The organism is Paenibacillus macquariensis (genome assembly GCF_900156375.1).
Lineage (GTDB): Bacteria > Bacillota > Bacilli > Paenibacillales > Paenibacillaceae > Paenibacillus_AQ > Paenibacillus_AQ macquariensis.
Genome location: NZ_FTNK01000003.1, coordinates 209,378 through 234,424, shown reverse-complemented (window position 1 = coordinate 234,424; position 25,047 = coordinate 209,378). Strand labels below are relative to the sequence as shown.

The 25,047-nt window shown below is 41.8% G+C and carries 25 protein-coding genes and 1 riboswitch; of the genes, 4 read left to right on the top strand and 21 right to left on the bottom strand.

What is annotated here, in order from left to right; genetic code table 11:
• Positions 1 to 27: 27 nt before the first annotated feature.
• The 3 genes from BW961_RS06875 to BW961_RS06865 all read right to left on the bottom strand — a co-directional run bounded on the left by BW961_RS06875 (position 28) and on the right by BW961_RS06865 (position 3,085).
• The gene (locus BW961_RS06875; protein ID WP_068582601.1) at positions 28 to 1,614 is read right to left on the bottom strand and encodes a copper amine oxidase N-terminal domain-containing protein; all 1,587 of its coding nucleotides are present in this window, start codon (positions 1,612 to 1,614) and stop codon (positions 28 to 30) included.
• A 93-nt stretch (positions 1,615 to 1,707) separates the two neighbouring features.
• On the bottom strand, positions 1,708 to 2,211 hold the full coding sequence (locus BW961_RS06870; protein WP_068582598.1) for a GNAT family N-acetyltransferase: 504 nt from the start codon (positions 2,209 to 2,211) through the stop codon (positions 1,708 to 1,710).
• A 34-nt stretch (positions 2,212 to 2,245) separates the two neighbouring features.
• A complete protein-coding gene (locus BW961_RS06865; RefSeq protein WP_068582595.1) occupies positions 2,246 to 3,085 on the bottom strand; it encodes an SDR family oxidoreductase in 840 nt (279 codons plus the stop codon).
• A gap of 133 nt (positions 3,086 to 3,218) precedes the next feature.
• On the opposite strand from BW961_RS06865, the gene BW961_RS06860 reads away from it, so the two are divergent.
• Positions 3,219 to 4,307: a M24 family metallopeptidase gene (locus BW961_RS06860; protein ID WP_068582592.1), complete on the top strand. Its 1,089-nt coding sequence runs from the start codon at positions 3,219 to 3,221 to the stop codon at positions 4,305 to 4,307.
• Positions 4,308 to 4,406: 99 nt separating this feature from the next.
• On the opposite strand, the gene BW961_RS06855 is transcribed toward BW961_RS06860, so the two are convergent.
• The 14 genes from BW961_RS06855 to BW961_RS06795 all read right to left on the bottom strand — a co-directional run bounded on the left by BW961_RS06855 (position 4,407) and on the right by BW961_RS06795 (position 17,665).
• Positions 4,407 to 5,093 (bottom strand): queuosine precursor transporter, encoded by a 687-nt coding sequence (locus tag BW961_RS06855; RefSeq protein ID WP_068582588.1) that lies wholly within the window; start codon positions 5,091 to 5,093, stop codon positions 4,407 to 4,409.
• A gap of 181 nt (positions 5,094 to 5,274) precedes the next feature.
• The gene (locus tag BW961_RS06850) at positions 5,275 to 6,669 is read right to left on the bottom strand and encodes an L-cystine transporter (RefSeq protein ID WP_068582586.1); all 1,395 of its coding nucleotides are present in this window, start codon (positions 6,667 to 6,669) and stop codon (positions 5,275 to 5,277) included.
• Positions 6,670 to 6,783: 114 nt separating this feature from the next.
• The gene (locus BW961_RS06845) at positions 6,784 to 8,361 is read right to left on the bottom strand and encodes a cobyric acid synthase (RefSeq protein WP_068582582.1); all 1,578 of its coding nucleotides are present in this window, start codon (positions 8,359 to 8,361) and stop codon (positions 6,784 to 6,786) included.
• A gap of 16 nt (positions 8,362 to 8,377) precedes the next feature.
• Positions 8,378 to 9,190 (bottom strand): adenosylcobinamide-GDP ribazoletransferase, encoded by an 813-nt coding sequence (gene cobS, locus BW961_RS06840; RefSeq protein ID WP_068582578.1) that lies wholly within the window; start codon positions 9,188 to 9,190, stop codon positions 8,378 to 8,380.
• Positions 9,187 to 9,759 (bottom strand): bifunctional adenosylcobinamide kinase/adenosylcobinamide-phosphate guanylyltransferase, encoded by a 573-nt coding sequence (gene cobU, locus BW961_RS06835; protein WP_068582574.1) that lies wholly within the window; start codon positions 9,757 to 9,759, stop codon positions 9,187 to 9,189. Before cobU ends, cobS begins: the two co-directional genes overlap by 4 nt.
• Positions 9,756 to 10,826 (bottom strand): nicotinate-nucleotide--dimethylbenzimidazole phosphoribosyltransferase, encoded by a 1,071-nt coding sequence (gene cobT, locus BW961_RS06830; protein ID WP_068582571.1) that lies wholly within the window; start codon positions 10,824 to 10,826, stop codon positions 9,756 to 9,758. The genes cobU and cobT overlap by 4 nt, the downstream gene beginning before the upstream one ends.
• Before the next feature lie 41 nt (positions 10,827 to 10,867).
• Entirely contained in the window at positions 10,868 to 11,644 is a 777-nt protein-coding gene (locus BW961_RS06825; RefSeq protein ID WP_068582568.1) for an ABC transporter ATP-binding protein, read from the bottom strand.
• Positions 11,641 to 12,687 (bottom strand): FecCD family ABC transporter permease, encoded by a 1,047-nt coding sequence (locus BW961_RS06820; RefSeq protein ID WP_068582565.1) that lies wholly within the window; start codon positions 12,685 to 12,687, stop codon positions 11,641 to 11,643. Before BW961_RS06820 ends, BW961_RS06825 begins: the two co-directional genes overlap by 4 nt.
• The gene (locus BW961_RS06815) at positions 12,684 to 13,688 is read right to left on the bottom strand and encodes an ABC transporter substrate-binding protein (RefSeq protein ID WP_068582562.1); all 1,005 of its coding nucleotides are present in this window, start codon (positions 13,686 to 13,688) and stop codon (positions 12,684 to 12,686) included. The genes BW961_RS06820 and BW961_RS06815 overlap by 4 nt, the downstream gene beginning before the upstream one ends.
• A gap of 11 nt (positions 13,689 to 13,699) precedes the next feature.
• Entirely contained in the window at positions 13,700 to 13,954 is a 255-nt protein-coding gene (locus BW961_RS30345; protein ID WP_156510105.1) for a hypothetical protein, read from the bottom strand.
• A riboswitch (cobalamin riboswitch) is annotated at positions 13,940 to 14,152 on the bottom strand. (Overlaps the previous gene by 15 nt.)
• A 92-nt stretch (positions 14,153 to 14,244) precedes the next feature.
• Entirely contained in the window at positions 14,245 to 14,844 is a 600-nt protein-coding gene (locus BW961_RS06810; RefSeq protein WP_068582559.1) for a histidine phosphatase family protein, read from the bottom strand.
• Complete coding sequence (gene cbiB, locus BW961_RS06805; protein ID WP_394327605.1) at positions 14,835 to 15,809, bottom strand: adenosylcobinamide-phosphate synthase CbiB; 975 nt, start codon at positions 15,807 to 15,809, stop codon at positions 14,835 to 14,837. The genes BW961_RS06810 and cbiB overlap by 10 nt, the downstream gene beginning before the upstream one ends.
• Entirely contained in the window at positions 15,806 to 16,531 is a 726-nt protein-coding gene (locus tag BW961_RS06800; RefSeq protein ID WP_326112141.1) for an adenosylcobinamide amidohydrolase, read from the bottom strand. The genes cbiB and BW961_RS06800 overlap by 4 nt, the downstream gene beginning before the upstream one ends.
• A 42-nt stretch (positions 16,532 to 16,573) precedes the next feature.
• The gene (locus BW961_RS06795; RefSeq protein ID WP_068582553.1) at positions 16,574 to 17,665 is read right to left on the bottom strand and encodes a threonine-phosphate decarboxylase; all 1,092 of its coding nucleotides are present in this window, start codon (positions 17,663 to 17,665) and stop codon (positions 16,574 to 16,576) included.
• A gap of 168 nt (positions 17,666 to 17,833) precedes the next feature.
• On the opposite strand from BW961_RS06795, the gene lplA reads away from it, so the two are divergent.
• On the top strand, positions 17,834 to 18,835 hold the full coding sequence (lplA, locus tag BW961_RS06790; RefSeq protein ID WP_068582550.1) for a lipoate--protein ligase: 1,002 nt from the start codon (positions 17,834 to 17,836) through the stop codon (positions 18,833 to 18,835).
• Between the two features lie 74 nt (positions 18,836 to 18,909).
• On the opposite strand, the gene BW961_RS06785 is transcribed toward lplA, so the two are convergent.
• From BW961_RS06785 to BW961_RS06770, 4 genes are all read right to left on the bottom strand, one after another.
• A complete protein-coding gene (locus BW961_RS06785) occupies positions 18,910 to 19,653 on the bottom strand; it encodes a hypothetical protein (protein WP_068582547.1) in 744 nt (247 codons plus the stop codon).
• The gene (locus BW961_RS06780) at positions 19,643 to 20,371 is read right to left on the bottom strand and encodes a hypothetical protein (RefSeq protein ID WP_068582544.1); all 729 of its coding nucleotides are present in this window, start codon (positions 20,369 to 20,371) and stop codon (positions 19,643 to 19,645) included. The genes BW961_RS06785 and BW961_RS06780 overlap by 11 nt, the downstream gene beginning before the upstream one ends.
• A 37-nt stretch (positions 20,372 to 20,408) precedes the next feature.
• On the bottom strand, positions 20,409 to 21,617 hold the full coding sequence (locus tag BW961_RS06775) for a hypothetical protein (RefSeq protein ID WP_068582541.1): 1,209 nt from the start codon (positions 21,615 to 21,617) through the stop codon (positions 20,409 to 20,411).
• Between the two features lie 182 nt (positions 21,618 to 21,799).
• On the bottom strand, positions 21,800 to 22,063 hold the full coding sequence (locus tag BW961_RS06770; RefSeq protein ID WP_068582539.1) for a YqkE family protein: 264 nt from the start codon (positions 22,061 to 22,063) through the stop codon (positions 21,800 to 21,802).
• A gap of 157 nt (positions 22,064 to 22,220) precedes the next feature.
• On the opposite strand from BW961_RS06770, the gene BW961_RS06765 reads away from it, so the two are divergent.
• Positions 22,221 to 23,831 carry a spore germination protein gene (locus BW961_RS06765; RefSeq protein WP_068582535.1) on the top strand — a complete coding sequence of 537 codons (1,611 nt, stop codon included), beginning with the start codon at positions 22,221 to 22,223 and terminating at the stop codon, positions 23,829 to 23,831.
• 3 nt (positions 23,832 to 23,834) lie between these two features.
• Positions 23,835 to 25,043 (top strand): Ger(x)C family spore germination protein, encoded by a 1,209-nt coding sequence (locus tag BW961_RS06760; RefSeq protein WP_068582532.1) that lies wholly within the window; start codon positions 23,835 to 23,837, stop codon positions 25,041 to 25,043.
• The last annotated feature ends 4 nt before the right edge of the window (positions 25,044 to 25,047 follow it).

The following is a 25,047-nucleotide window of genomic DNA, read 5'->3' as shown; positions in this document are numbered from 1 at the left end:
ATTACATATACCTCATCTTACACTGAACTAAGGACGCTCTATAAGGATAGCTTTACTATCGTTATCCCAATCTACAGTAGAACCTAAAGCCCCAGCTATAAAATGAAGTGGCACATAATAAGTTCCTTCAATGTTCATCAGCGGCTGGGCAAGTTTCACCTTTTTCCCATCCACAATTGCTTGATTAGAGCCATTCTTAAGAACGATTGTCGAACCTGTTATATCATCAATAATTGTAATTTGTTTCAATGCACTGTCCCACTTAATATCTGCATCAAGCTCTTGAGCAAAATACCGAATGGGTACCATCTTCGTTTTGTTCACATCGATAGGAAGAGCGTAATCGTAGTACCAATCGTATTCCTCATCTACCAAGGTATTCATGTAGAAGTATTTCTGACTAATATTCATATCCTCTTTAATAAACTGATATGCATCGGATTGATTATCGAAATTACGCAAGATTTTTCCTGGTGTAACTTGATTCGCATTGAGAACATCTACTGGAAGAGAACCTTTAGAAATATCAATTTTATTAGCACTAACTGCTTTGTTAACGTTCCAGATTTCACTAGTAGAATGAACCTTGATCTGCTTAATTGGCAATTCTAGTGTTGTTGGAATCTGAACGGTAAGATTAATATTTTGCTTACGTACATGTAAATTCTTATCGAACATGAAATCCATCGCTAACACCGTATCTTTGCCGAATAATTCATTCAATTCTGGTGTTTCAGTGAACATCTCTTTAACATTCTTATCATAATCTACAAGCAACTCATTCAATGACTTTTGTAATTGATTAGTCAAGTAAATTACCGTAGCTTCTTTATCATCGATAACGCTATTCAATGAACCTAAGCCTAAAGGAAGTTCCACCTCATCTAAATATTCCTCACTATTTGATATGCCTAATTCCGATTTGAATATAGGATAGTATACATCATATAACGTACCTATTAATTCTTTGACCCCTTCCTTATCCTTGGACACACTCGTTAGGAAGGATTTAGCAAGACCCACCAATTCATCTCCACGAACATCTATATGAAGCTTCTGAAGACTCATAGCCTCACCATATACACTCTCTGTTACGGAAGACACAGATACAGATTCTGGATTAGATGCGTTCTTAAATAAGAACTTACCTACATTGGACATTAATTCAAGTGATTGTTCTGATGTTTGCAGATCAGCAATATCTACACCAGAACCCGCGTTCAATGAGTCGAGAGATACAGAGATCGGTAGTTTGGCTCCTTCTACCCACAGTATAAGATTATTCTTATCTATCGATAGATGGAACGGTAGTTTTTTACCAAATAAACTTAACGCTCCCTCCACGGAACCTGTTGACGCATCTTGAATCATAGCGTGATCAATACTTAATGAAAATGAGTTTATAAGATCAATCATTTCTTTTTCTTCTGTACTCATCTCTATCCCTGAAGGAACAATTTCAAGTGACAGCGTTTGTTTGGATTCTGAGGATTTGACCGTAAGGTTATCTGTGAGAGACTTGCTAATATCCAACCCTCCAACAGATTGACAACCAGATAATATCACAAGCATAGATACTAAACATACTGCCAACAAAACTTTCATTCTTTTCATTATTTACTCCCCTTTTCGATATTTAAATTGGAATTTATTTCATTAGTATGCCAGTGAGGCGTGGATCTGTAAAGATAAATATATGAGATCGAACTACACTTTTAGCCCCACAATAACTAAGTCACGTTCTACATTATCTAATATAGCAACACCTGGGAGGTAACCCCATTGTTTAAACCCATATTTTGATAGCAAATGTAAACTCCCATCATTATGTCCAAATACAAAACCAACCAAGTTACGTATCCCAAGCCTTGGACATTCTGCAATGCCTTTCTCCACGAGAATACTTCCCACTCCGGCGCCACGGTAATCTTCTGATACATAAATACTAATCTCCGCGGTACCATCATAAGCTGCCCTGCCATAAAAAGATTGGAAACTCATCCAAGCCACAACGCTTCCTCCAGATCTCATAACCCACAATGGTCGATGATTATCGTTGTGTTCATGGAACCATGCTAGTCTACTATCTACGCTTACAGGTTCTAGATCTGCTGTAACTACTCTTCCTGCAACGGTTGAATTATAAATTGATATAATAGCTGGCAAATCACCTATTTGGGCTGGTTCAATATTATACTGTTGTAATCTCATCACTATTCCTCCACAATCTAATCGTTATAGTCATCTAAAGTCCAACTTGTTCTTCACTCCATTGCCATAGCCACTGTGCATCGTTCATATTATTTGCACGTGGTGAAAGTTTCTGAATTTGTTGACGATAGAAATACTCCCCGCTCACTTCAGAAATTTCAGGTGCTGTTGCCAGATATATGGCTGATTGAGATCCTTGCTCAGCAGATAGAAAGAATGGACGAAGTAGCAAATATACACGTTTGCCGAATCCTGTCTTACGATCAACACCCAAGTTCGTTAGTACTGCTCCGGGATGTAAGCAGTTCACGGTTACGCGGGATCCCTTCAACTTAACGGCCAGCTGTTTGGTGAATAGGATATTTGCAAGCTTCGATTGCGCATACCCTTTAGCCACATTATATCCCTTCTTTAATGAAGGATCGTCAACGTGTATTTTGCCAACCTTATATGCACCTGAGGATACATTCACTATTCTCCCTTGATCTGCTACCATCAGTCTATCTAATAGCAGATTCGTAAGTAGGAAATGCCCAAGATGGTTAATCCCTATATTCATTTCAAAACCATCCGACGTTAATTGTCGCTTCAAAGAGACGACACCTGCATTATTAATAAGTACATCTAGCACTTGATATCTGGACTTATATTCAACGGCAAATCGGCGTATACTGTCTAGATCTCCTAGATCTGCGATCATAAGTTCAATATTCTGTGTTCCGCTCTCTTTCATAGCTGTTATACGAGCTACTTCACCACGTTCTGCACTTCTACAGACCATAATAACGTAAGCACCTCTTCGTGCGAGTTCTATCGTTGTCGCAAGACCCATCCCAGAATTAGCACCCGTTACCATAACTATCTTATCTTGCATACTTTCTTCCCCCCCTTATATGTAGATCTGTGACTTCACTTTCTCATTCGCAACTAGAAGTCTATAATATATCTTAGTTCACAACTCAACATGATAATACCAACTTAGCATCTGGAAAGGATTGAATATATCCATGAATGAACGATTAAACCGATTAGATACCTCTATGCAGGAAATGGGCATGGATGCCCTTATTATCACGGACCCTAAGCATGTGTACTATTTAACCGGTTTCGCAAGCGACCCACATGAACGTTTCTTAGGATTAGCGCTTAGACGAGGTGAGGAACCTGTACTCATCGTACCTGCACTTGATGCCGAAGCTGCCCATACCGCATCCTCTGTCCAGAACATCATAACCCACTCCGATACAGATCACCCTTACAACTTGTTAAAAGAGCAATTAAAGGGAACGATCAGCTCTCTTGGTATTGAGAAAGGTCAACTCACAGTCTCACGCTTTGAGCTCCTTCAAGAATCACTAGGGGCCCACACATATCAAGATATTGGTCCTATTCTCCAAAGCTTAAGAGTACAGAAAACACCAGAAGAAGTGGTTCGAATGAAAAATGCTGTTCACTTAATTGAAGAGGTACTTCGTCAGGGGTTAATCCAAGTTAAAGTGGGCGTGACTGAAGTAGAGTTGGTGGCAGAACTGGAGTATCTTATGAAGAAACTCGGTGCGGACGGTCCTTCTTTTGAAACGATGGTGCTCTCTGGGCCTAATACTGCCCTCCCTCATGGTGTTGCCGGACAACGGAAAATTCAAAACGGTGATTTATTGATGTTCGATATGGGTGTATTTGCAAATGGCTACGCCTCTGACATTACACGTACCTTTGCTGTAGGAGAACTAAACAGGGAACTCTCTACCCTTTACAATACGGTTCTTGAGGCTAATCTGCAAGGTATCCAATCCATCAGACCAGGCGTAACATTGGCTTCTGTTGATCAAGCTGCTCGTAGCGTTATTGAACGTGCAGGTTATGGTCCTCAATTCATGCATCGTCTAGGACACGGATTGGGTATGGATGTTCATGAGTATCCATCGATACATGGTAATAACACAGACCTTGTTCAAGCCGGTATGGTATTTACAGTGGAGCCAGGAATCTACGTTCCTGGATTAGGTGGCGTTCGAATAGAGGATGATATTGTCGTAACTCACGATGGTGTTGAAGTATTAACCTCTTTCCCTAAAGAGCTGACTATTCTGGGATAAACGAATAATAACTGAAGCAATAGAAAAAAGGATGTCCCTCTGCCATATTCTTGGCATATAGGACATCCTTTTTTTGTTACATCTAACTGATTCACTTCATTAATCTTCATCCGTAAATTTAAAAGTTCTAGCCTTATATAGAAATGGTGTCCCTACAGCTGTTAATACAAACTTAATTAAATAAGTAGTAAGTAATATTTCCAACCAGACATCCCATCCATAAACAGGTATCGAAAAGGCAATTAAACAAAAGATTAAGGTATCTACAAAAGAGCTAATCATCGTACTTCCGTTATTACGAATCCAGAAATGCTCCGGTTTCGGATAGAATTTACGAATCCAGCTGTATAACCTCACATCGAGGAACTGACTTACAAAGTATGCAGTAAGACTACCTAAAGCTAACCTTGGCATAAGTCCAAAGATCGTCTCCAGTGGTTCTTGAGCAAAATCACCCTCTGCGGGCGTAAAGAAAAGTGCCATCTGCATAATGACTGTTGTCATCAACAAGGTAAAGAAGCCAAACCATACCGCTTTACGAGCTTCTTCCTTACCATACCTCTCATTAAGCAGGTCGCTAGTCATATATAGACTCACATACATCGTGTTGCCTAAAGTCATAACGATGCCAAACATATCAATCGTTTTGGTAACCTGAATATTAGCAATTACCGTCGCCACCCCAATCCATGCGTAGAGACCCTTTTTACCAAAGAGACGATAGCATAGAAGAAACAGCGAAAAATTCACGAGCACATACACAATGCCCCATCCAAAATTAAACATGATTAATCCTCCTAGTTTTGATACGCGGGATGGTTACGAACCGCGGTTCTAAACGTCTATGACGTTCAAAACATGTTCAACTGTAACACAAAAGATGATTATTGCCTAGACTCAACAGAAAAACCAAAGCAACATTCTGCTTTGGTTTTTCATTTATTGGATATTTTGAAATTCTACGTGCTTAAGCTTGTGCTGCATCTAAATCTATTTTGTCGTTATTATATACTTTTGGATCGTTCTCTTTTAATATCTTGCTAGAAATAAGACCTGAAGTCATGGAATCATTTACATTTAATGCTGTACGTCCCATATCGATTAGAGGTTCAACAGAGATTAGTAGACCTGCTAATGCAACAGGTAGACCCATCGTAGAAAGTACGATCAAAGATGCAAAGGTAGCTCCACCGCCGACGCCTGCTACACCAAAGGAACTAATGACAACAACTAGAATCAATTTCAGAATAAAACTCCAGCTTGTTGGGTCAATACCTACTGTTGGAGCAATCATTACTGCGAGCATAGCCGGATAAATTCCGGCACAACCGTTCTGACCAATGGTAGCTCCAAACGTAGCTGACAGATTCGCAATCCCTTGCGATACGCCAAGTTTTCTCGTCTGAGTCTCTACGTTAAGTGGAATGGTAGCTGCGCTTGAGCGTGATGTGAATGCAAATGTTAACGTAGGCAGTACCTTTTTCAAATATACGAGTGGGTTGAACCCGAACAATGTTATCAATATTAGATGAATAATAAACATAACAATCAAAGCTACATAAGAAGCAATTACGAAGTTAATCAACTTTAATATTTCATCTACGTGGGTCGTAGCAATTGTCTTGGTGATCAACGCCAATATACCGTACGGCGTCAGCCTCAATACCAATGTAACCATGCGCATCACAACGGCATACACTGCATCGATCAAATCACGAAAGACTTGAGCTTGTTTGGGTTTCTTACGATCTATCCCAAGAACAGCTACACCAATAAAGGCTGCGAAGATAACGACAGCAAGTGTGGAGGAACTACGTGCACCTGTCATATCTTCAAATGGATTTTTTGGAATAAACTCAAGCATTTGCTGCGGAATCGATTTATCTTCCACCGTGCCAAGTCTCTCTTCTAATTTCACGCCTTGTGCCTGTTCTCTGTCACCGCTCTGAATATCAATAGCCTTTAAATCAAAGCTTAGCGTAGTGACAATACTAACAGATGCCGCAATTGCAGTGGTAAGAAGGAGAACTGCAATAATTGAAAAACTCATCTTCCCAAGATTCTTAACACCGTTCAAATTCATGATGGCAGAAATAATCGACACCATGATTAGAGGAATTACGATCATTTGAAGAAGTCCTACGTAACCATAACCTACCAAGTTAAACCATTCAACGGACTTACCGATAACTTCGGAATCAGGTTTGAAGATGAATTGTAGAATCACTCCAAATACGATCCCCAATCCTAATCCTGTAAATACACGCTTCGTGAAAGAAATATTTTTCTTTTGCATCCAAACCAGTAATCCAATCAGTCCTAGCATAACCACGATGTTAATGATAATCCATAAAGTTTCCATTATGTAGCCCCCCAAAAAAAGTGATATATATTGCTAAATAATATGATTATATTGTCGACGTTTCATATCATAGCACATACCCTAGTATTTGGGTAGGTTTAATTTTAGAATCACTTATTTGATGCCCATAATAGCGTAAATCTGTTCCATATCAACATGATTTCGAACCACTTCAGCAATCCGATCAAATTCCTGTTCCTTTAGCATGTTAGAACTATATGTCTGACGAAATGGTTTTAATCCTTTTTTTACACGAATGCCATCAAGCCAAGACCTGCGCAAGGTATCATTATGAAATACACCATGAAGATACGTCCCCCACGTGGCCCCATCTAACGTTCCCCAACCTTCGTGTACATGTTCCCCTGTTATTCGCTCTATTTGAAATAGTGGTGTCACATTGTTCTTATTCGAGCAATCGGTTTCCCCCATATGAATCTCATAACCTTCAATCGAGGTAACTTCCTGTTTCGCTTCAAGCCTAAGCGAATGCCCTAACGCAAGAGTTCCATGCACACGCACCGTTGTTTTTTCTTTCAAAAAGGTCGTAGTCACTGGAAGATAAGCAAGTCCTTCAGCACTACGAGATTCACTAGCCTCCACAGAAAAAGGATCAATCAACATCTCGCCTAACATTTGGTACCCTCCACATATGCCAACGAGCTGCTGTGTCTCCGACTCTATAGCTCCTGCTATGCCATCATCTAATCCCTGCATACGAAGATATTCTAAATCCCCGATCGTATCCTTTGTTCCCGGCAGAATAATCACATCAGGCGATCCCAACTCTGAAGCAGATTTCACGTATCTGACGGATACGTCCTTCTCCTCACGTAAGGGATCAAAATCCGTAAAGTTAGATATTCTCGGATATTGAATGACCGCGATATCAATGTCACGATGATTCGCAACCTTGTGACGTAATGTATCTAACACAACGGAATCCTCAGCTTCAATCTTGAGTTCTTCAATAAAAGGCAACACACCGAGTACTGGAATTCCTGTACGTTCGGTAAGCCAGGTAAGCCCTGGCTCAAGTAGCTTAATATCCCCACGGAATTTGTTAATGATGAATCCCTTCACTCTTTGCCGCTCATGAGATTCTAATAGTTCTAACGTTCCGACGATAAAGGCAAATACACCGCCCCGATCAATATCGGCGATTAACAATACTGGCGCATCCGCCCAACCTGCTAAATTCATATTGACGATGTCGTTGTTCTTTAGATTAATCTCTGCTGGGCTCCCTGCACCTTCCATTACGACGATATCGTACTGATCTCGTAATCGATTCAAAGCATCCATCACGGTATCTTTCGCTCTTGGTAAGAAGTGTTCACGATAATCGGACGCACTCATCTGTTGATAAGGTTCACCGTGAACAACGATCTGGGAGAACATGTCTTTCACTGGCTTAATGAGTATTGGATTCATATCTGTCGTAGCCTTGATTCCGCAAGCTTCGGCCTGTACGCCTTGTGCACGGCCAATCTCTTTTCCATCCTCTGTTACATATGAATTTAGAGCCATATTTTGCGATTTATAAGGAGCTGTACCATATCCATCTTGCGTAAAAATACGGCATAATGCCGTGGTCACGATACTCTTGCCTACATCTGAGGCAGTCCCTTGCAACATTAATACGGCTCCAATGAAATCTTTCTTACTAACGTGTGATTTGGATTTCTCCATATGATGTGATCCCCTTTTACATATGATTGAGTAGCAGAACTAGCGTAAGTAATGCTACAACTTCAACAAATTCGTTGAGAGCGCCATAGGTATCCCCTGTTAACCCACCTAATGTAGTGTTTAGCTTCCGTGCCATCCAGGTTCCAGCAGCCCATGATGCCAGAGGAAGCGTAATGAAGCCAAGAAGTGCGGTAGTCCATACCACGCTGTCCGTGCGCAATAAAGGTAATATGGCTACTGCAACTCCTGATAACAAGGTCGCTAATAGAAAAGTTCCCCATACTTGTCCTCTACTTAACCCATGAAAGTTCCCACCAGCCAACCCATCTTTTCCACGTGCCATAGGCCATGAAGACATCGCATGAACCATGAACCAACGACTCCAAATCAATGGAAGGAGTAGAAGTCCTGAGTAGTTAAAACCGTCTATTAACAACGAATAGATTAAAGAGAGCTTCAGTATGAGGAGCAACACACACGCAAGCACACCCATAGCTCCAACACGGCTATCTTTCATAATGTCTAGCATCTGCTCACGAGAACGATAACTTAAGACGCCATCCGCTGTGTCCATCCAGCCATCTAAATGAAGTCCACCTGTGAGCCCAACCCAGAGAATAAGGGTTAGCACCGCTGCAGGTAGAGCTGGTAGTAAATAAGCAAATCCAGCAGCTCCTGCCCACACCACGAGGCCAATAGCTGCACCAACGAGCGGATAGAATTTCACACTTTGCCGAAAAAGCGTAGGTGAATAATCAAGACTTACATTCACAGGAAAACGTGATAGAAATTGAAAAGCGGCCGCAGCCGCTTGTCCCCACTTCATCATAATCTATACTCCCTACTCTTCAATTCAATAGGAATGCCCACCGTTACTAGGAAAACTTCAGCACTACTTCTCGCTATAGCCTGATTCATGAACCCTGCTAAGTCGCGAAATATTCTTCCTAGCGCATATTCTGGTACAATGCCATCTCCAACTTCATTCGTTACCATGATCAAATGCCCTGGGTACTGTTGCACCTGTTCTACAAAACGAAGAATCTCAGCCTTGACTTTCTCCTGCATATCATTCTGTCCCTCATACGATAGAAGGATATTTGATAACCATAACGTAAGGCAGTCCACCAGAATCGTAGGAGCATTATCTCCCTCGATTACACTGGTCTCACGCCACTCGTTCAGAAGTTTCACGAGTTGGAAAGGTTCTTCCACATTACGCCATGGATAGTTGGCTTGAATTCTTTGAAGCTGATGAAGAGCAATACGCTCCCTCATCTCATCATCGAAAGCTTGAGCCGTAGCAACATATACAGCTTCTTGTGACTTCGACATACATAGCTTCTCAGCAAAGCTACTCTTCCCGCTTCGTGCTCCACCTGTGACAAGTGTGATCATTTCGTCTGTTCCTTTGTTTCACCTGACACGCCTGCACTCTCGAAGGTTGCCATTTCGTTGACAATACGGCAAGCTGCATCCACAAGATGTAAACACAATACGCCGCCTGTACCTTCACCTATACGCAGGTCTAATTCCAATACAGGACGAAGACCCAACTCTTGTAACAACAGTCGATGTCCTTGTTCATGCGAAGCATGTGACACAATCATGTAATCAGCGGCTGTTGGACAGATCGCTTTGGCAATTAATGCGGCTGCACTTGAAATAAATCCATCTATAATAACGGGGCAACCGTTTATTGCGGATCCAAGAATGACACCAACTAACCCACCAATCTCAAGACCACCTACCTTAGCTAGCACATCCATTGGATTAAGCGGATCAGGAGCATTAACTTTTAATGCCTGTTCAACAACACTGATCTTATGCAGTAAGCGTGAATCATCTATTCCGGTCCCTCTTCCAACTGCATCCCGAACACTTATCGATGAAAGTGCACAAATCACAGCAGAACTTGCCGTTGTATTCCCGATACCCATTTCGCCCGTTATAAATAATTGTACGCCACGTTGTACAGCATCTTCGACTACCTTGACACCAACAAGAATGGACTCCATTGCTTCCTCATAAGTCATGGCAGGTCCTTGCGCCATATTCGCCGTACCATACCGGATTTTCCGCGATATAAGATCAGGATGGGACAACTCACTATTCACGCCGATATCCACACATACAACTTCCGCACCTGCCTGTCGGGAAAGAACGTTAACCGCTGCACCGCCAGCAAGGAAATTATGAATCATTTGAGGCGTAACTTCTTGTGGAAATGCACTAATGCCCTCTTCACACACACCATGATCTCCTGCCATAATAATGACTTCTCTGCGGTCAAAAGAAGGCTTTACGACTCCTGTAATACCAGCAAGCTGTATCGCCATAGCCTCCAATTTACCGAGACTGCCCGGAGGAACAGTAAGATTACTTATATGTAATTTCGCTGCCTGAATCGCAGCTTGATCAAGACCACGAATCTCCCCAATACGTTCCATAATTTCATGATTCATATATCATTGCTCCTTTTATAACGTTCTTTTCTATATACATTTTAATTTCGGGATAAAAGTACTTGTGGAACCCCGCTAACTGGATGTTGTACAACGGCAGGATCGACTTTGTATACTCGTCGGATATTGTCCTCCGTTAAGATCTCATCTGGTGTCCCTATTCCAACAACTTCCCCTTCTTGCAGTACTAAGAGTTTATCACAGAATTGAGCTGCCAAATTCAAATCATGAAGGACCGCAATAACCGTGATTCCAGTCTCTTTGCGCCAGCTAGCAACCAATTCCATGAACTGAAGTTGATAATAGATATCTAGAAACGTCGTTGGTTCATCCAACAATAAAATTTGAGGTTCTTGTGCCATCACTTTGCCCAATGCAACGCGTTGCCGTTGTCCACCACTAAGTTCATCTAAAGGACGGTCTCCCAGTTCCTGTAACTGTAACTTATCCATGATGTCCTCAATAATGGTATCCGCATTCTCACCACGGTCTCTTCCGATCCAGTCTTGAAATGGGAATCTCCCCATTTCTATAATATCTCTCACGGGATAATTAATCGCAGGAAGGCCATCCTGCTGAAGGACAGCTAACATCTGAGATAGTTCTCGACGGCTGTACTTCGAGACATGATGGCCTCGAATCTGAAGTTCACCTGTTGTTATCTTGTCCACACCAGAGATTAATTGGAGAAGCGTTGATTTACCACTGCCATTAGGACCAATAATGCCCCACCATTCACCTTCTTGGATGGAACAGGACACATCACGAAGTGCGGAAAGTTCTCCGTACCTTTTAGATACCTTGTTCACCTCGATCATACCTTACCACCAATCCTTTGTTTCTTATTACGATACAACAAATACGCAAAGAAAGGTGCACCTAGAAATGCTGTAACCACGCCAAGAGGAATCTCAATAGGAGCTAGGAGGGAACGGGCAATCGTGTCACACCACAAGGTAAAGATTGCTCCTCCAATTGCCGATAATGGAACGATGAGTCGATAGTCAGGTCCAGCAATCAATCGAACAATATGTGGCGTAACGAGGCCTACAAATCCAATTACACCCGAGACAGATACGGCTGCTGCGGTTAGCAAGGTAGACACGATTAATGTGATTAGCTTAAGTCTCTCCACATTAAGCCCCATATGTGCTGCCTGACGTTCTCCGAGAGCTAATAAATTCAAGGAACGTGCGCAACTCCATATCACCATGAACCCAATCAGGACATAAGGCAATAACATTAACGTATATGACCAACCGCGGAAGCTGAGTCCTCCCATCGTCCAGAACAAAATCTCATTAATGGTCTGCTTCGACATCGCCGTTAAGAAGGATACAATTGCACCTAGGAATGATTGCATAACCACACCCGACAAGATCAGACTGTTGGTTGGGATCTTCCCTCCGTCACGTGCCAAAGACAATACGCCCCAGAGCGTCAATATCCCTGTAAAAAAAGCAACCAACGGAAGTGTCCACGCACCCACCAATGAATACTGAATTCCAAAGAATATAAGAACCGCAGCTCCAACGGATGCACCTGAAGATACGCCTAAAGTATATGGATCAGCTAAAGGATTACGAAGCACCCCTTGAAATCCAGAACCAGCAACCGCAAGAGCTGCTCCGACCAGCATACCTAGTACAATTCGAGGCAACCTTACTTTCATCAATATTTGTTCAAATGCAGGATTCCATGTTGGCGTAATAGCATCCCCAGCCCATGGTATCTGATGCAATAGAATCCTTACGATATCCATCACCGGGAGCTCCACGGCACCTATTCCCAGACAGAGTAGGAAGCTTGCGATAAGCAAGATTATCCCAAGTCCTCCATACCCAGCTAGCTTCTTACTCATGGCTTCACAAGTTCAGGATAGATCGCACTTGCAATTTCTTTAAGACCTTCTGTCACACGTGGTCCCGGGCGACTAACTAGGTTATCCTCTAATCCATAAATAGCATTATTCTTAACAGCATTTATTTGATCCCATCCACTACGTGCTTTAATAAGCTCGTCTAACTTCTTCTTTGACTTGTCATCAATTACATTCTTTGAGAACAGAATCACATCAGGATTATCATTTATGATTTTTTCTTCGCTGATTTCATACCACCCTGCCGTACCTGCCGCTACGTTAACGCCACCAGCGAGATTAATTAACTCATCCATAAACTCACCACTACCTACCGTCCAGCCCAGAGAAAATTCAATATATACTTTCTTTTTCTGTTCAGGTGTAAGTGATTTAACGGCTTCTGTCACTTCATCTCGTTCTTGTTTCATTTTGTCCACAACCGTCTTCGCTTCGGCTTGATGATCTGTAATCTGACCGAATACTTCAATATTTGAAATGACCTCATCCACCGATTTCGGATCTGTCTTGTAGATCGTAATTCCTAGATCACGCAGATGTTTCGCAGCCTCTACACTCATTGAGATACCTGTTAGTACGAGATCAGGTTGTGCCGCAATAATGGCTTCCTCGTTAGGGTTATACAAACCACCCATTTTCGGTTTGGTTGTCGCTGCTACTGGATAATCATCGTAATCAGATACGCCAACAACCTGTTCATCCAATCCTAATGCAAACAAGCTTTCTGTCTCTGCTGGAGAGATAGATACGATCTTCTTCGGTGCTTCTTTAAAAGTAATTGATTCACCTGTCGCATCCTTCACAGTTAGAGGATACACCGTTGCTACACTTGCCTCTTCAACAGGTGGCGTCACCTGTTCCGTTGGTGCTGGCTCTGCTCCTTGCTTCGGTTCATTATTAACGCCACAAGCTGCGAGCGAAAGTACTAACATGATCGCTAATGCACCCGTAGTCCAATTCTTCCATATTTGTTTCATTGTCATTTCTCTCTCCTCTATCTTCTAATTTCTTCATTACATGCGAGATGCTTCCCTTGTTCATCCATTGAATTGTCTATACGAAGTCTATGCTTACACAACAAAAAAAGCCTGATCCTCTTGTTCAGACAAGAATCAGGGATTACGTCAATGCAGAATTCATGGTAATTACCCAGAAGTGTCTGCAGGCTATGTACCACAATGAATTGAATCACAGGCACTTCCACAAGCCAAACGTAATCCTTTCCTCGAAGGACCGTCGTACTTCTCATAAGGCAGGTCTCCTGACTGACAGGTTAGCTAACATTCTCACCTTCCCATCCTGCTTGACGCAGAACAGTGGTACATTGAGAATATCCCTGTTTCACAGTGGCGGGACCGTACCGGAATTACACCGGATTCCCTTTTAACTAGGCATAGAAGTAACGATTTGCACTTCTAATTTCTAGACCTCACAAGTTTATGATATTCATTTAAGGACAAGTTTTGCTTCTCTATTCAAAATTATAGGTTAAAAGGAGTCAGCTTACAATCCAATTAATAGCATTCCGCATATGGTCGTTCACAAACATCCTTTCCATTTCCCGTCATGAAATGTAAGCTTCAAAGTTAATATACTTCCTGGATCAACAGCGTAATCCCAGAACTTCGAGCTTCGAATCATCATCGATGCAAGTTGTCTAATGACCCCACCATGCGTAACAAGCAGCACGGAAGACACAACATTATCATGATTATCTTCCTCATTGACACGAACTAGACTGTCCATAAAGTAATTAAGTCTCTGCTGAAAATCCCCCCATGACTCTCCTCTTGGTGGCACCACGGATTCGGGGTTGTCCAACCAATCTCGATAAATGCTAATATCCTTTAGCTGATCGTAAGTCTGCCCCTCCCAGTCACCGAAATCCATTTCTCGCAAACGCCGGTCAAAGACCACCCTATCTGGCGAAATAGGATAGATGTACGCTAACGTCTCCTTACATCTTTTCAAATCACTACAGAACACCTGATGAAACTTTCTTCCTTCAAGTTCTTCTTTCACGGGCATGAGCTCTGTTAAGGACTCTGGAAGGATACCCATGTCTGTATGTCCTAGATAACGTTTATCCTTATTCCACTGTGTTCTGCCATGACGAATACACACGAGTTCTAACTCCATAAAGTTCCGCCCATCATCCAAAGGGCAAGCGTACACACCATTAAGAATAATAACGATGCCATTAGCATTAATCTTACGGTTGACTGAATATCTCCCTTTGTCATTGGACGAGAGAACTCTCCCATATAAGCACGAAAGGATACCACACCATGGTACACATTCTCCCCCCCGAGGCGAATGCCTAAAGCGCCAGCTACTGCCGACTCAGGAAATCCGCTATTTGGACTCGGATGAAGCCGAGCATCATGTCTTATGGTACGATAAGATTTCTTGTAATCCAGACGCATAATCCAACTACTAACGACCAGTAAAAGGGCTGTTATTCGAGCTGGAATAAAGTTAGCTATGTCATCAAGTCGAGCGGAAGCCCATCCTAGGTTTATGTACTTGTCATTCTTATAACCAACCATGGAATCTAGCGTATTTACAGCACGGTAAGCCATAGCGAGTGGAGCTCCTCCAATAAGTGCAAAGAACAAGGGAGATACAATGGCATCTACAATATTTTCTGCGACGGTCTCAACCGTTCCACGAACAATTTCAGGCTCGTCTAAGTGTGCTGTATCTCTACCAACAATCATACCAAGAGATAGTCTGGCAGCAGGTAAATCGCCACGGTTAAGATGACTATACACTTCCATGCCTGCATCCTTAAGCCCTTTCGTAGCAATGGTCGTAGCAATCAGGAAGATCTCCACTCCCGTTGCAAGCCACGGATGAATCAGATACAACCCTCGCAACACTGCCCATGTTATAAGGTACGCCCCTCCAACGATAAGAACTGGGAATAGAATTCCGGCTTGTTTCAATTTTGCAGGACGAGAGACATACTTACGAATTATCTTCTCTAACCGCTTAATACCATTACCCATGCCTATCACAGGGTGGGGAAGCCAACGTGGATCGCCAATGATAAGATCTAATAAGTAGGCAGCCCATAGGATGAATATTGCCCATCCCATCATAACTTACTCACTCCTGCCGCCCCCAAGCTCTCTATCACCGTTCCATATACTACGCGTCCGATAGCAGCTCCAAGATCCGTCGCCGTACCACAATATCGATGTTGAATAGGATACGTTGCGGATTGACTGACACCTAACACAATAGCATCCGTCGTAGTTCCTGTAGCCACCAACCCATTCTCTGCATCACGAATGCCCAGATCAGCTAACGCAGCCGTCTTTGCTTCCACCGCAGTAATAACAGCATTCACCATAGCCGCTTGCGTCATTCTAGCGTCAATCATGAGCATGATATTAATCGTGCCGGGTTGATAGACTGGGAACGTGGTTCGCTCAGATCCAGCACGTGCACCATTCGAGACCCCTGCCGTTGTACAACAGAACACAGAAGCATCCTCCCCGTCCTCTTCAGACACGGAAGTATACGCCAACCGAACCGCCGTCAACAATCCAGCAGTCGATTCCAGAGGATAACCCCACTCCTGGAATAACTTTTCCACATCCTTTTCCGGATGACTGCATTCATAGAACCGATCCACATAAATATTCGCAATTCGATCTATCTTGCTCATACCTCCACCATGTATAGAACTGCTGAGGCTATCTATTGGTGAAGGGGATTGAAGTAGTAAATGGCGTTCTTGTCGGGTTAGTGTCAGACCCGGCCACACTAAAGAGTTATATGGGTTATTATCCCCATTCAAAAATGGTGTTGTCATCATTGATCTCCTATTCTTATAGAGGTTCAAAAACTCATTCTTATACTAAAGTCTCTTCTCTAATACTTGCTGTATCTCTTTCAGAAACACCTGATTCGCGTCCGTTCCTTTGACCGCAATTCGAATATGGCCCTCCCCCAAACCAGGGTACATTGCACAACTACGAATTAATATCCCCCGCAGTCCAAGTTCTCGCTGCATATCAATCGATCGCCATGAAGCCGGTAACTCTACGAGCAAGAAATTAGCTTCTCCAGGACTTACTTTACATCCTAAGTTGGTAAGCACTTGAACGAGCACTACTCGCTCATTAGATATCAACTCTAATGTACTGCGCTCGAATTCTTCACCACTATGAAGTGCTGCCTCGCCCGCCAACAAAGCCAGTCCATTCACACTCCACGTCACTTGCTTACCTGTCATCGATCTAATGACATCTGGATGTGCCAATGTGTACCCTAATCGCAGACCTGGTATCGCATAGAACTTGGTCATAGACCTCACCAGTATAGTACGAGGATATTTATCAAGTTCTGACAACAAAGAAGCTTGCTGTTGTTGCGGAATGAAGTCAATAAAAGCTTCATCTACAACCAGATACGTTTGCCATTGCTCAGCCATCTCAGCTAGTATATCTAGCTCTCGAAGCGAGTACTGAACCCCATTCGGATTGTTAGGCTGTCCAATAAATAACAGATCCACCTGTTGTAGCAATTCTCCTATTTCCTCAACTGCTGCTTTCCAATCCCTATCCTCTCTACCACGTATCGAGCGTACTTCCACATTGAATTGTTCCGACAACTGCCGATATTCAGAGAAACAAGGTTCAATAATACCCACCTTCTGTAGATCAAGTCCAAGTAAAATAAGCGACATACACTCTGCTGCACCATTTCCTACACAAATGTTGTCTTCGTCGATACCCAACTTTTGTCCAAGGATATATTTAAATTGTCGATGGCCTGGATCAGGATAACGGATAATAGACGATAGGGCACCCTCTAATTGCTTTAGCACATGTTCAGGTGGACCCAGTGGATTGATGTTGGCACTGAAATCAAGGAATGATCTCTCTTCTCTTCCATATGCCTTGGCCGCACTTTCCAAATCTCCTCCGTGTCCGTAACGTTCTAACATTCTAATGACCCCTCTGTCTTAAAGTTCTCCATTACAATACTTTCATTATTACGTGGGTTCTTCCTTTGGGTCAATTCAAAAGTCTTTTTGTTTCTAAGCAATAATTAGTTTACAATTACGTGTAGATGTCATGTCACCATAAGTATTATAGTAACGGAGGAGTATACCATGCTTTTCATTGATAACCAAGGGATCCATGATCCTGCTATAAACCTCGCAATAGAGGAATTTGCGCTAAAGCACCTTCCTATGGACGATAGTTATTTGCTTTTCTATATTAATCATCCATCCATTATCATTGGTAAACATCAGAATACCATTGAAGAGATCAACCAAGAGTATTGTAAAGAAAATGATGTACAAATCGTACGCCGTTTGTCTGGTGGAGGTGCCGTCTATCATGATCTAGGTAACCTTAATTTCAGCTTTATTACCAAAGATGATGGACAATCATTCCATAATTTCTTGAAATTTACCCAACCTGTCATAGATGCTCTTCAAAAAATGGGCGTAAACGCTGAACTCAGTGGTCGCAATGACTTACAAGTTGGAGAGAAGAAAATTTCTGGTAATGCCCAATTCTCAACTCGTGGACGGATGTTTAGCCATGGTACACTCATGTTCAACCTCAACTTAGATAATGTCCAATCGTCTCTTAACGTCAATCCAGAGAAGTTCAAGTCAAAGAGCACCAAGTCCGTTCGGAGTCGCGTCGCTAACATCAGCGAACTTATGGAAGGCTCGATGACAATTGAAGAGTTCCGTGCTGAGCTCCTTCGTTCTATATTTGGAATGGATGTGCAAGATGTTCCACAATACCGCTTAACAGAAGCGGACTGGGAACAAATCAATCAGATATCCAAGGAACACTATCAGAACTGGGATTGGAATTATGGGATTTCTCCTGAATCTAATGTTAAACATTCCAAGAAGTTCCCAGTCGGCATTATTGATCTTCGTATGAACATTAACGAAGGTAGAATCCATGACATAAAGATTTATGGTGATTTCTTCGGCGTTGGTGATGTTATAGATATCGAAAATGCACTACATGATAAGCGTTATGAAGAAGCTGAAGTGCGTGAGGCCTTGTCTAATCTCGATATGAAACACTACTTCGGTAATCTTACTTTGGATGAATTTGTGGGACTAGTATTTCTAGAAGATTAAGATATTTATCACTATGACAACAATGGATAGCACCCTCAGAGAATATCTGAGGATGCTATCCATTTATTTATTTATCATTTAGGGAGTTCCAGTTCGGACTCATTTAGAATTCGCACAAAATCTAAGTTGATACCACCACTGTCGAAGCTACTTCCATTTACGGTGTTATCGGGGAAGCTTACCTTTCCTTGATGATCATAAGGTATCCAGCCAATATACAACGATGAAGATGGCCGATTCATTTGAAAGAGCGACGCTGGTTGATTAGCTTCACTTAAGCGAAGATTGCTATTAATGAGCTCTACCCAATCCTTAGGGAAAGGAAGTACGCCATATTTCTTATCCTGTGTGGTTATCGTCAAATCCATTTGAATGCGCGAGCTATACGTCTCGACATCTTCACTACTATGAAAATCTCTCTCTCCAATAAGATAATACTTAATTTCACTTACTTCATCTTGTGGGTCCATATTCCATACGATGTAATGCGTAGAAGCATCCCGCTCGTTTATTTTCCAGATATATGACTCTCCCCTTGTATCGATCCTTCCCGGCTTCCATTGAAATCGATCCCATACCCAGAAGCTCATCCCATAATGATTATCTTCAGAAATAAAAGGAACAAATACATGTCTGCTATCTAGAGGAATAACATCTGTGATTATTCTGACATTCGCCTCTGCGTATAACCTATTCATAGCTTTAATCGCCTGAGTGTTGTCTGGGAAAGGTTGTGGCTTCCCGTAAAAGAACAAATAAATAAGGAAAGCTATTATAACGAGCAGAATTGGGACCATCACCAGTTTCTTATTCATCATTACGGACCCCCATATTTATAAGCGGTTCCTTAGAACGATAGTAATAGCTCTGAGTAGATGTTGTAATTAACAACCCTCTACCATCATCTTGAATATAAATAGTAGAATCTAGACCGCTTCCCCATCTTGGGAGTGTCCCTAATAAAGCATATGGGAAATGCTCCTTCTGATAATACGACTCAGATTCCATAATGGACTCCCGGGACCACTCCATCCCCATAACATCAGCAGATTGAACATTCCTTAGCTGGTCTTGGAATCGCTCCTTATTGAGAGCCACTTGAAGCGCAGACGGATGAATAGCTACAATATAGGCATTCTCAAGGTCTGCAATATACGTCGATGCATCCTCCTTGGGATAAACCCAGTTATCCATGAACCCAGACATTAACGCTGTACCTAAGAAAATAAAGTTAGCCCAAAACCCTATCCAAGCAAATGTTCGATACGTTTGCCATGACTTTTTAGACAAAACCCCTACTAATATCCACACACCAAGAGGAAGTATGGATAATTTCGTAGGAACATCCATTAGGTTCAGATTTATTGTGAATGAGAACATTCCGACCAAGACAACGAGAATGACTCTCCAATATGCAGGTTTCTCCTGCTGCTTCAAGTACTGTCGTGATACGAGAATAAGAACAATTAGCCAGCCTAATACCCCACCCACAATGAAGACGATGTTATTTGGTAACTCCACCAGTTGAAATGACATAATCCTCCTCCATCCAAATAAATCGACTCACCCATCCCTACTTGATCACTGGTGGAATAAGTGGTTTAACTGTAACCTCTTGTAATCCCACTTTCTCTAGCACTTCAGGTGTCACAAATAAGCGGAATTGAAACACACGACTGTTGTTATGGTCTAGTGTTATAACCTGGCCTGTTGGACCTGTTAATTTATATCTATAGTCGTACATATCTCCTTCTCGTTGACCTACACTTAATTTGAATTTAGATAGAATAGAGAAGAGTGGGATAAATGTCTTCCCTTCTTTTTCAAAAGCGTAAGGAACTAACTCTGAACCTTGTGTAGTCATTACTTCATGTTCATACAAGTTACGGATCGGAAGATCAATAACAGGCAATGTCTTGATATCTAAATTGTTCGGTGCTTTTGTTGTCGGGCGAGTATCGTCCCATTCATATATCTTTTCTTCCTCTATCTTAGTGAGTAGTCTTGATTTCCCTGTCAGCAAATCATATTTCCACGGAAGTCTTTTAGGCTCATTTTTAACAAATACAAAGTTCTGATCTTTCTCTGAATAACGATATAATTTACCTAGTACAAGTTCTTTCTTCTTCCCCGTTGCCGGATCATATGTTGAAATCGCCTTTTGTTTCGCAACTGGACTATATTGATTTACAAGCAATGTACTGTCAGCAAGCCAATTTAGACCCACATATTGCGAGCTTGAAATCCATTCTTGAAGTTCACCTGTTGTCATGTTTTTGAGGAAATAGCTGTGTAATTGATTGTATTGAGCCGTTTTCCCATCTGATGACTTCCCAGCACCGAAATCAGTAGTCTCGTATTTTCCCCATTTACCATCGGGTGAAATATCATAGAGATTGCCTTTCACCGCTACCTTTTGTGTTGTATCCAAATATAGAGGTAAAAAGTAAAATAAATCTCCCTCCGAAATATTTGCAAGTCGATTACTGAGTGTTGGATTAGTAGTCTCTTTCGAGTAACCATTAATACTCGTGAATTTATCGTCTAACTGAGCCCATTTGCCATCATTCGTTGACACGATCACTTTACTTAAATATTGATCATTTTCTACGGAACTCCAGTTGTAATATGTACTACCTGAATTTGTGTCTGTCCATTCAGCTCTAATCGTTGTCGTATTATCTTCCGCTTGCGCTACAGGTGCAACATACGCTCCCAACACAGAGACCATAAGCAGCGTCGCCAAACCAACTTGTAATCTTGTTTTTTTCAATAAATGCATGATCATATTCCTCCTTGTTATTCTTCTTTCACTTTACTTAAGACGATTTATATGTAATAAAGTTACAATTTTTCATAAATTACATCACACTACATTTCATTTCATTTCTCAACAGCATCAGCATATAAAAAAACACCGGTATGGCTAGACTCGCTGCCTAATCCCGGTGTTCTCACTTAAGCTTATTTATATTTTTTCCAATCCATATTACTATTCTCAAGCAGATGTTCAAAATTGTTATCCAATTTCTTTTGCTCTTGCTTACGAGCTTCTGCCTTCATCAATTCTTGTTCTTCCTTCTTCTTCTTTTCCTCCGCCTTCATCTCATCTGCCTGAGACTTTAACTTTTCTAGAATATCGCTGCTTAATAAATCTTTCAGTGTAGCTGGCTTATATTCAGAATCAGCCTTTTTGGGAGCCGGAATAGATCGGTTTTTCTTAGCCATAAAATCATCTCCATTTCAGAATCACATTATATCAGTTTTTGATGAGACGTTCTATGTCTTTACTTGATAGCGAGTAATGAACCTTCTTAGCACGGTATATGTGCTCGTTATTATGGTAATAACGTTAATAGCAGCCACAGAGAGGGATAAAACAACCATGGACTTTATAAACAGAGTAATAACTAAAATATTTAGTAATCCTTCCGTTGGGAACACCGACTCAAGTAAAGAACCCGAAGAAGCAAAAGCCCTTTTAACAACAAACCTTCAAGAAAATATACAACATATAAACAATTCGCTTGGTAATAGTTCCGATATCGTTATCAGAGAAATTCAGATTGGATCACAACGACAGATCAAAGCAGCCATTATCTTTACCGACGGATTGGCGGATTCCAAATCCATTCAGAACTTCATTATGGAATCGCTTATGTTAAATGTTGCAAATACGGATCCCGATAAATTGGTAACGTCTCAAGAAGACATCTTTCAGGTATTAAAAGATCATTTTCTTACCGCTGGAAGTGTTAAAGATGTTTCGGAATGGGGGCCTATATTAACTTCCCTGTTGTCAGGAGATGCCATCCTCTTATTGGAGGGATACGCAAAGGGTTTCAGCATCGGTATGCGAGGATGGAAAGACCGTGCTGTATCGGAGACGACTACTGAAACCGTTATTCGGGGACCTAAAGAAGGGTTCACAGAGAACTTACGTACGAATACTGCATTAATACGCCGGAAGATCAAGGACCCGAATCTTTGGTTAGAAACTAAGGAAATCGGAAGAGTGACCAAAACTGATGTAGCGATTATGTATATCAAAGGGATTGTGAGCGACGACATTTTGGAAGAGGTGCATAAACGCTTAGACAGGATCGATATCGATGGGATTCTGGAAAGTGGTTATATTGAAGAATTGATCGAAGATGAAACATACACTCCTTTTCCGACAATCTATCATTCCGAACGACCTGATGTGATTGCCGCCGATCTATTAGAAGGGAAAGTTGCCATATTAGTAGATGGAACTCCGATTGTTCTAGTCGTCCCTACCATGTTGGCCTCTTTCGTACAGGCTGCGGAAGACTATTATCAACGTGCGGATATTAGTACTCTCATTCGTGTGCTCCGATACGTCTGTATTTTCATTTCTCTGTTAGGCCCCTCTCTATACATAGCCATCACCACTTTTCATCAGGAGATGTTGCCAACTCAATTGTTGATCAGTTTAGCTTCTCAACGAGAAGGAGTTCCCTTTCCTGCGTTTATTGAGGCACTCATGATGGAATTATCGTTTGAGATTCTGAGAGAAGCCAGTTTAAGGTTACCTAAGGCGATTGCACAATCGATATCCATCGTAGGAACATTAGTCATTGGATCAGCCGCAGTAGCCGCAGGAATCATATCTGCTGCCATGGTCATCGTCGTTGCGATCACAGCCATTTCTAGCTTTGTTCTGCCTGCTTATGACATGGCAATGACCATCCGAATGTTACGATTTCTCATGATGGGGCTTGCTGCTTCCTTCGGTTTATTTGGAATTATCATAGGGATTATTGCGATTGTCCTTCACTTGTGTAGCTTGCGTTCTTTCGGGATTCCCTATATGAGTCCGTTTGCTCCGTATCTCCGTGACGATATGAAGGATACGATATTCCGAATGCCCCGTTGGGCCATGTTTACCCGTCCTCGTTTGAGCAATCAGAAGAATATCATTAGAGAACAAAGTACGCCTCCAGAAAAACCACGAAACAATACAGGAGGTTGACCTATGAAGAGGATGGGACTCTTACTTTGTATTTGTATTCTTTTGGCTGTATCTGTCACCGGTTGTTGGAGCCGTCGAGAATTGAATGATTTAGCTATTGCTGTTGGACTCGGGATCGATAAAGTCGGAGATAAATACAAAGTTTCTGTTCAAGTAGTCGAGCCAAGTGAAGTAGCCGGAAATAAAAGTAGCGGGGTGGCACCCGTAACCATGTATCAAGCCACTGCAAATTCCCTATTAGAAGCTCTTCGTAAAATGACAACCATAAGTCCACGAAAAATTTATATAGCACATCTAAGAATTGTCGTCATCAGCGAAGCACTGGCCAGAGAAGGAATAGGGGACGCTCTAGACTTCATGTCGAGAGATCCTGAAGCACGCAATGACTTTTACGTTGTAATTGCCAAAGATGCTAAAGCTATCGATACACTAAAAATATTAACCAATCTAGAAAGAGTGCCTGCTGTTCGATTATTTTCTTCTTTGGACACGTCCGAGAAACAGTGGGCACCTACAATGGCTGTTAAATTGGATAAATTAATAGCTGATTTGGTGAGTGAAGGAAGACATCCTGTATTAACAGGACTTAAAGTCATCGGGGATCCTAAAATAGGAGAAACCAAAAAAAATGTAGAAACTATCCTTTCTCCCGCTGATTTACAGTACTCAGGATTAGCTGTATTTAGAAAAGATAAGCTGATTGGTTGGTTGAGCGACGAAGAGGGAAAAGCATACAACTTTATTAACAATAATATTACAAGTACTGCTAGATCTGTTAATTGCCCCAAAGGAGGAAAGGTCACATTTAGAGTCATTCGATCAGATTCGAAGGTTAAAGGTAGCATCAGGGATGAGCGTCCACGAATCGATATCGAAGTAACTACCGAAGCACATGTGGCCGAGGTTCAGTGCTCGCTAGACCTGACAAAACCAGAAACGATTAAAGAATTAGAGAAATTGGCGGAACGAAAATTGATAGACCTGATTGATACCACAGTCGCTAGAGTACAACAAGATTACAAAGTCGATATTTTTGGATTTGGTGAAGCCATTCGACGTTCTAATCCAAAAGCCTGGAAAACGTTGAAGAAAAATTGGGATCATACTTTTGCAAATATCCCAGTGAATGTGAAGGTCCATTATAAAATTCAACAATTAGGGAAGGTATCCAATTCTTTTCTAGAAGAAATGAAAGAACAAAAAACGGAGTGAGATG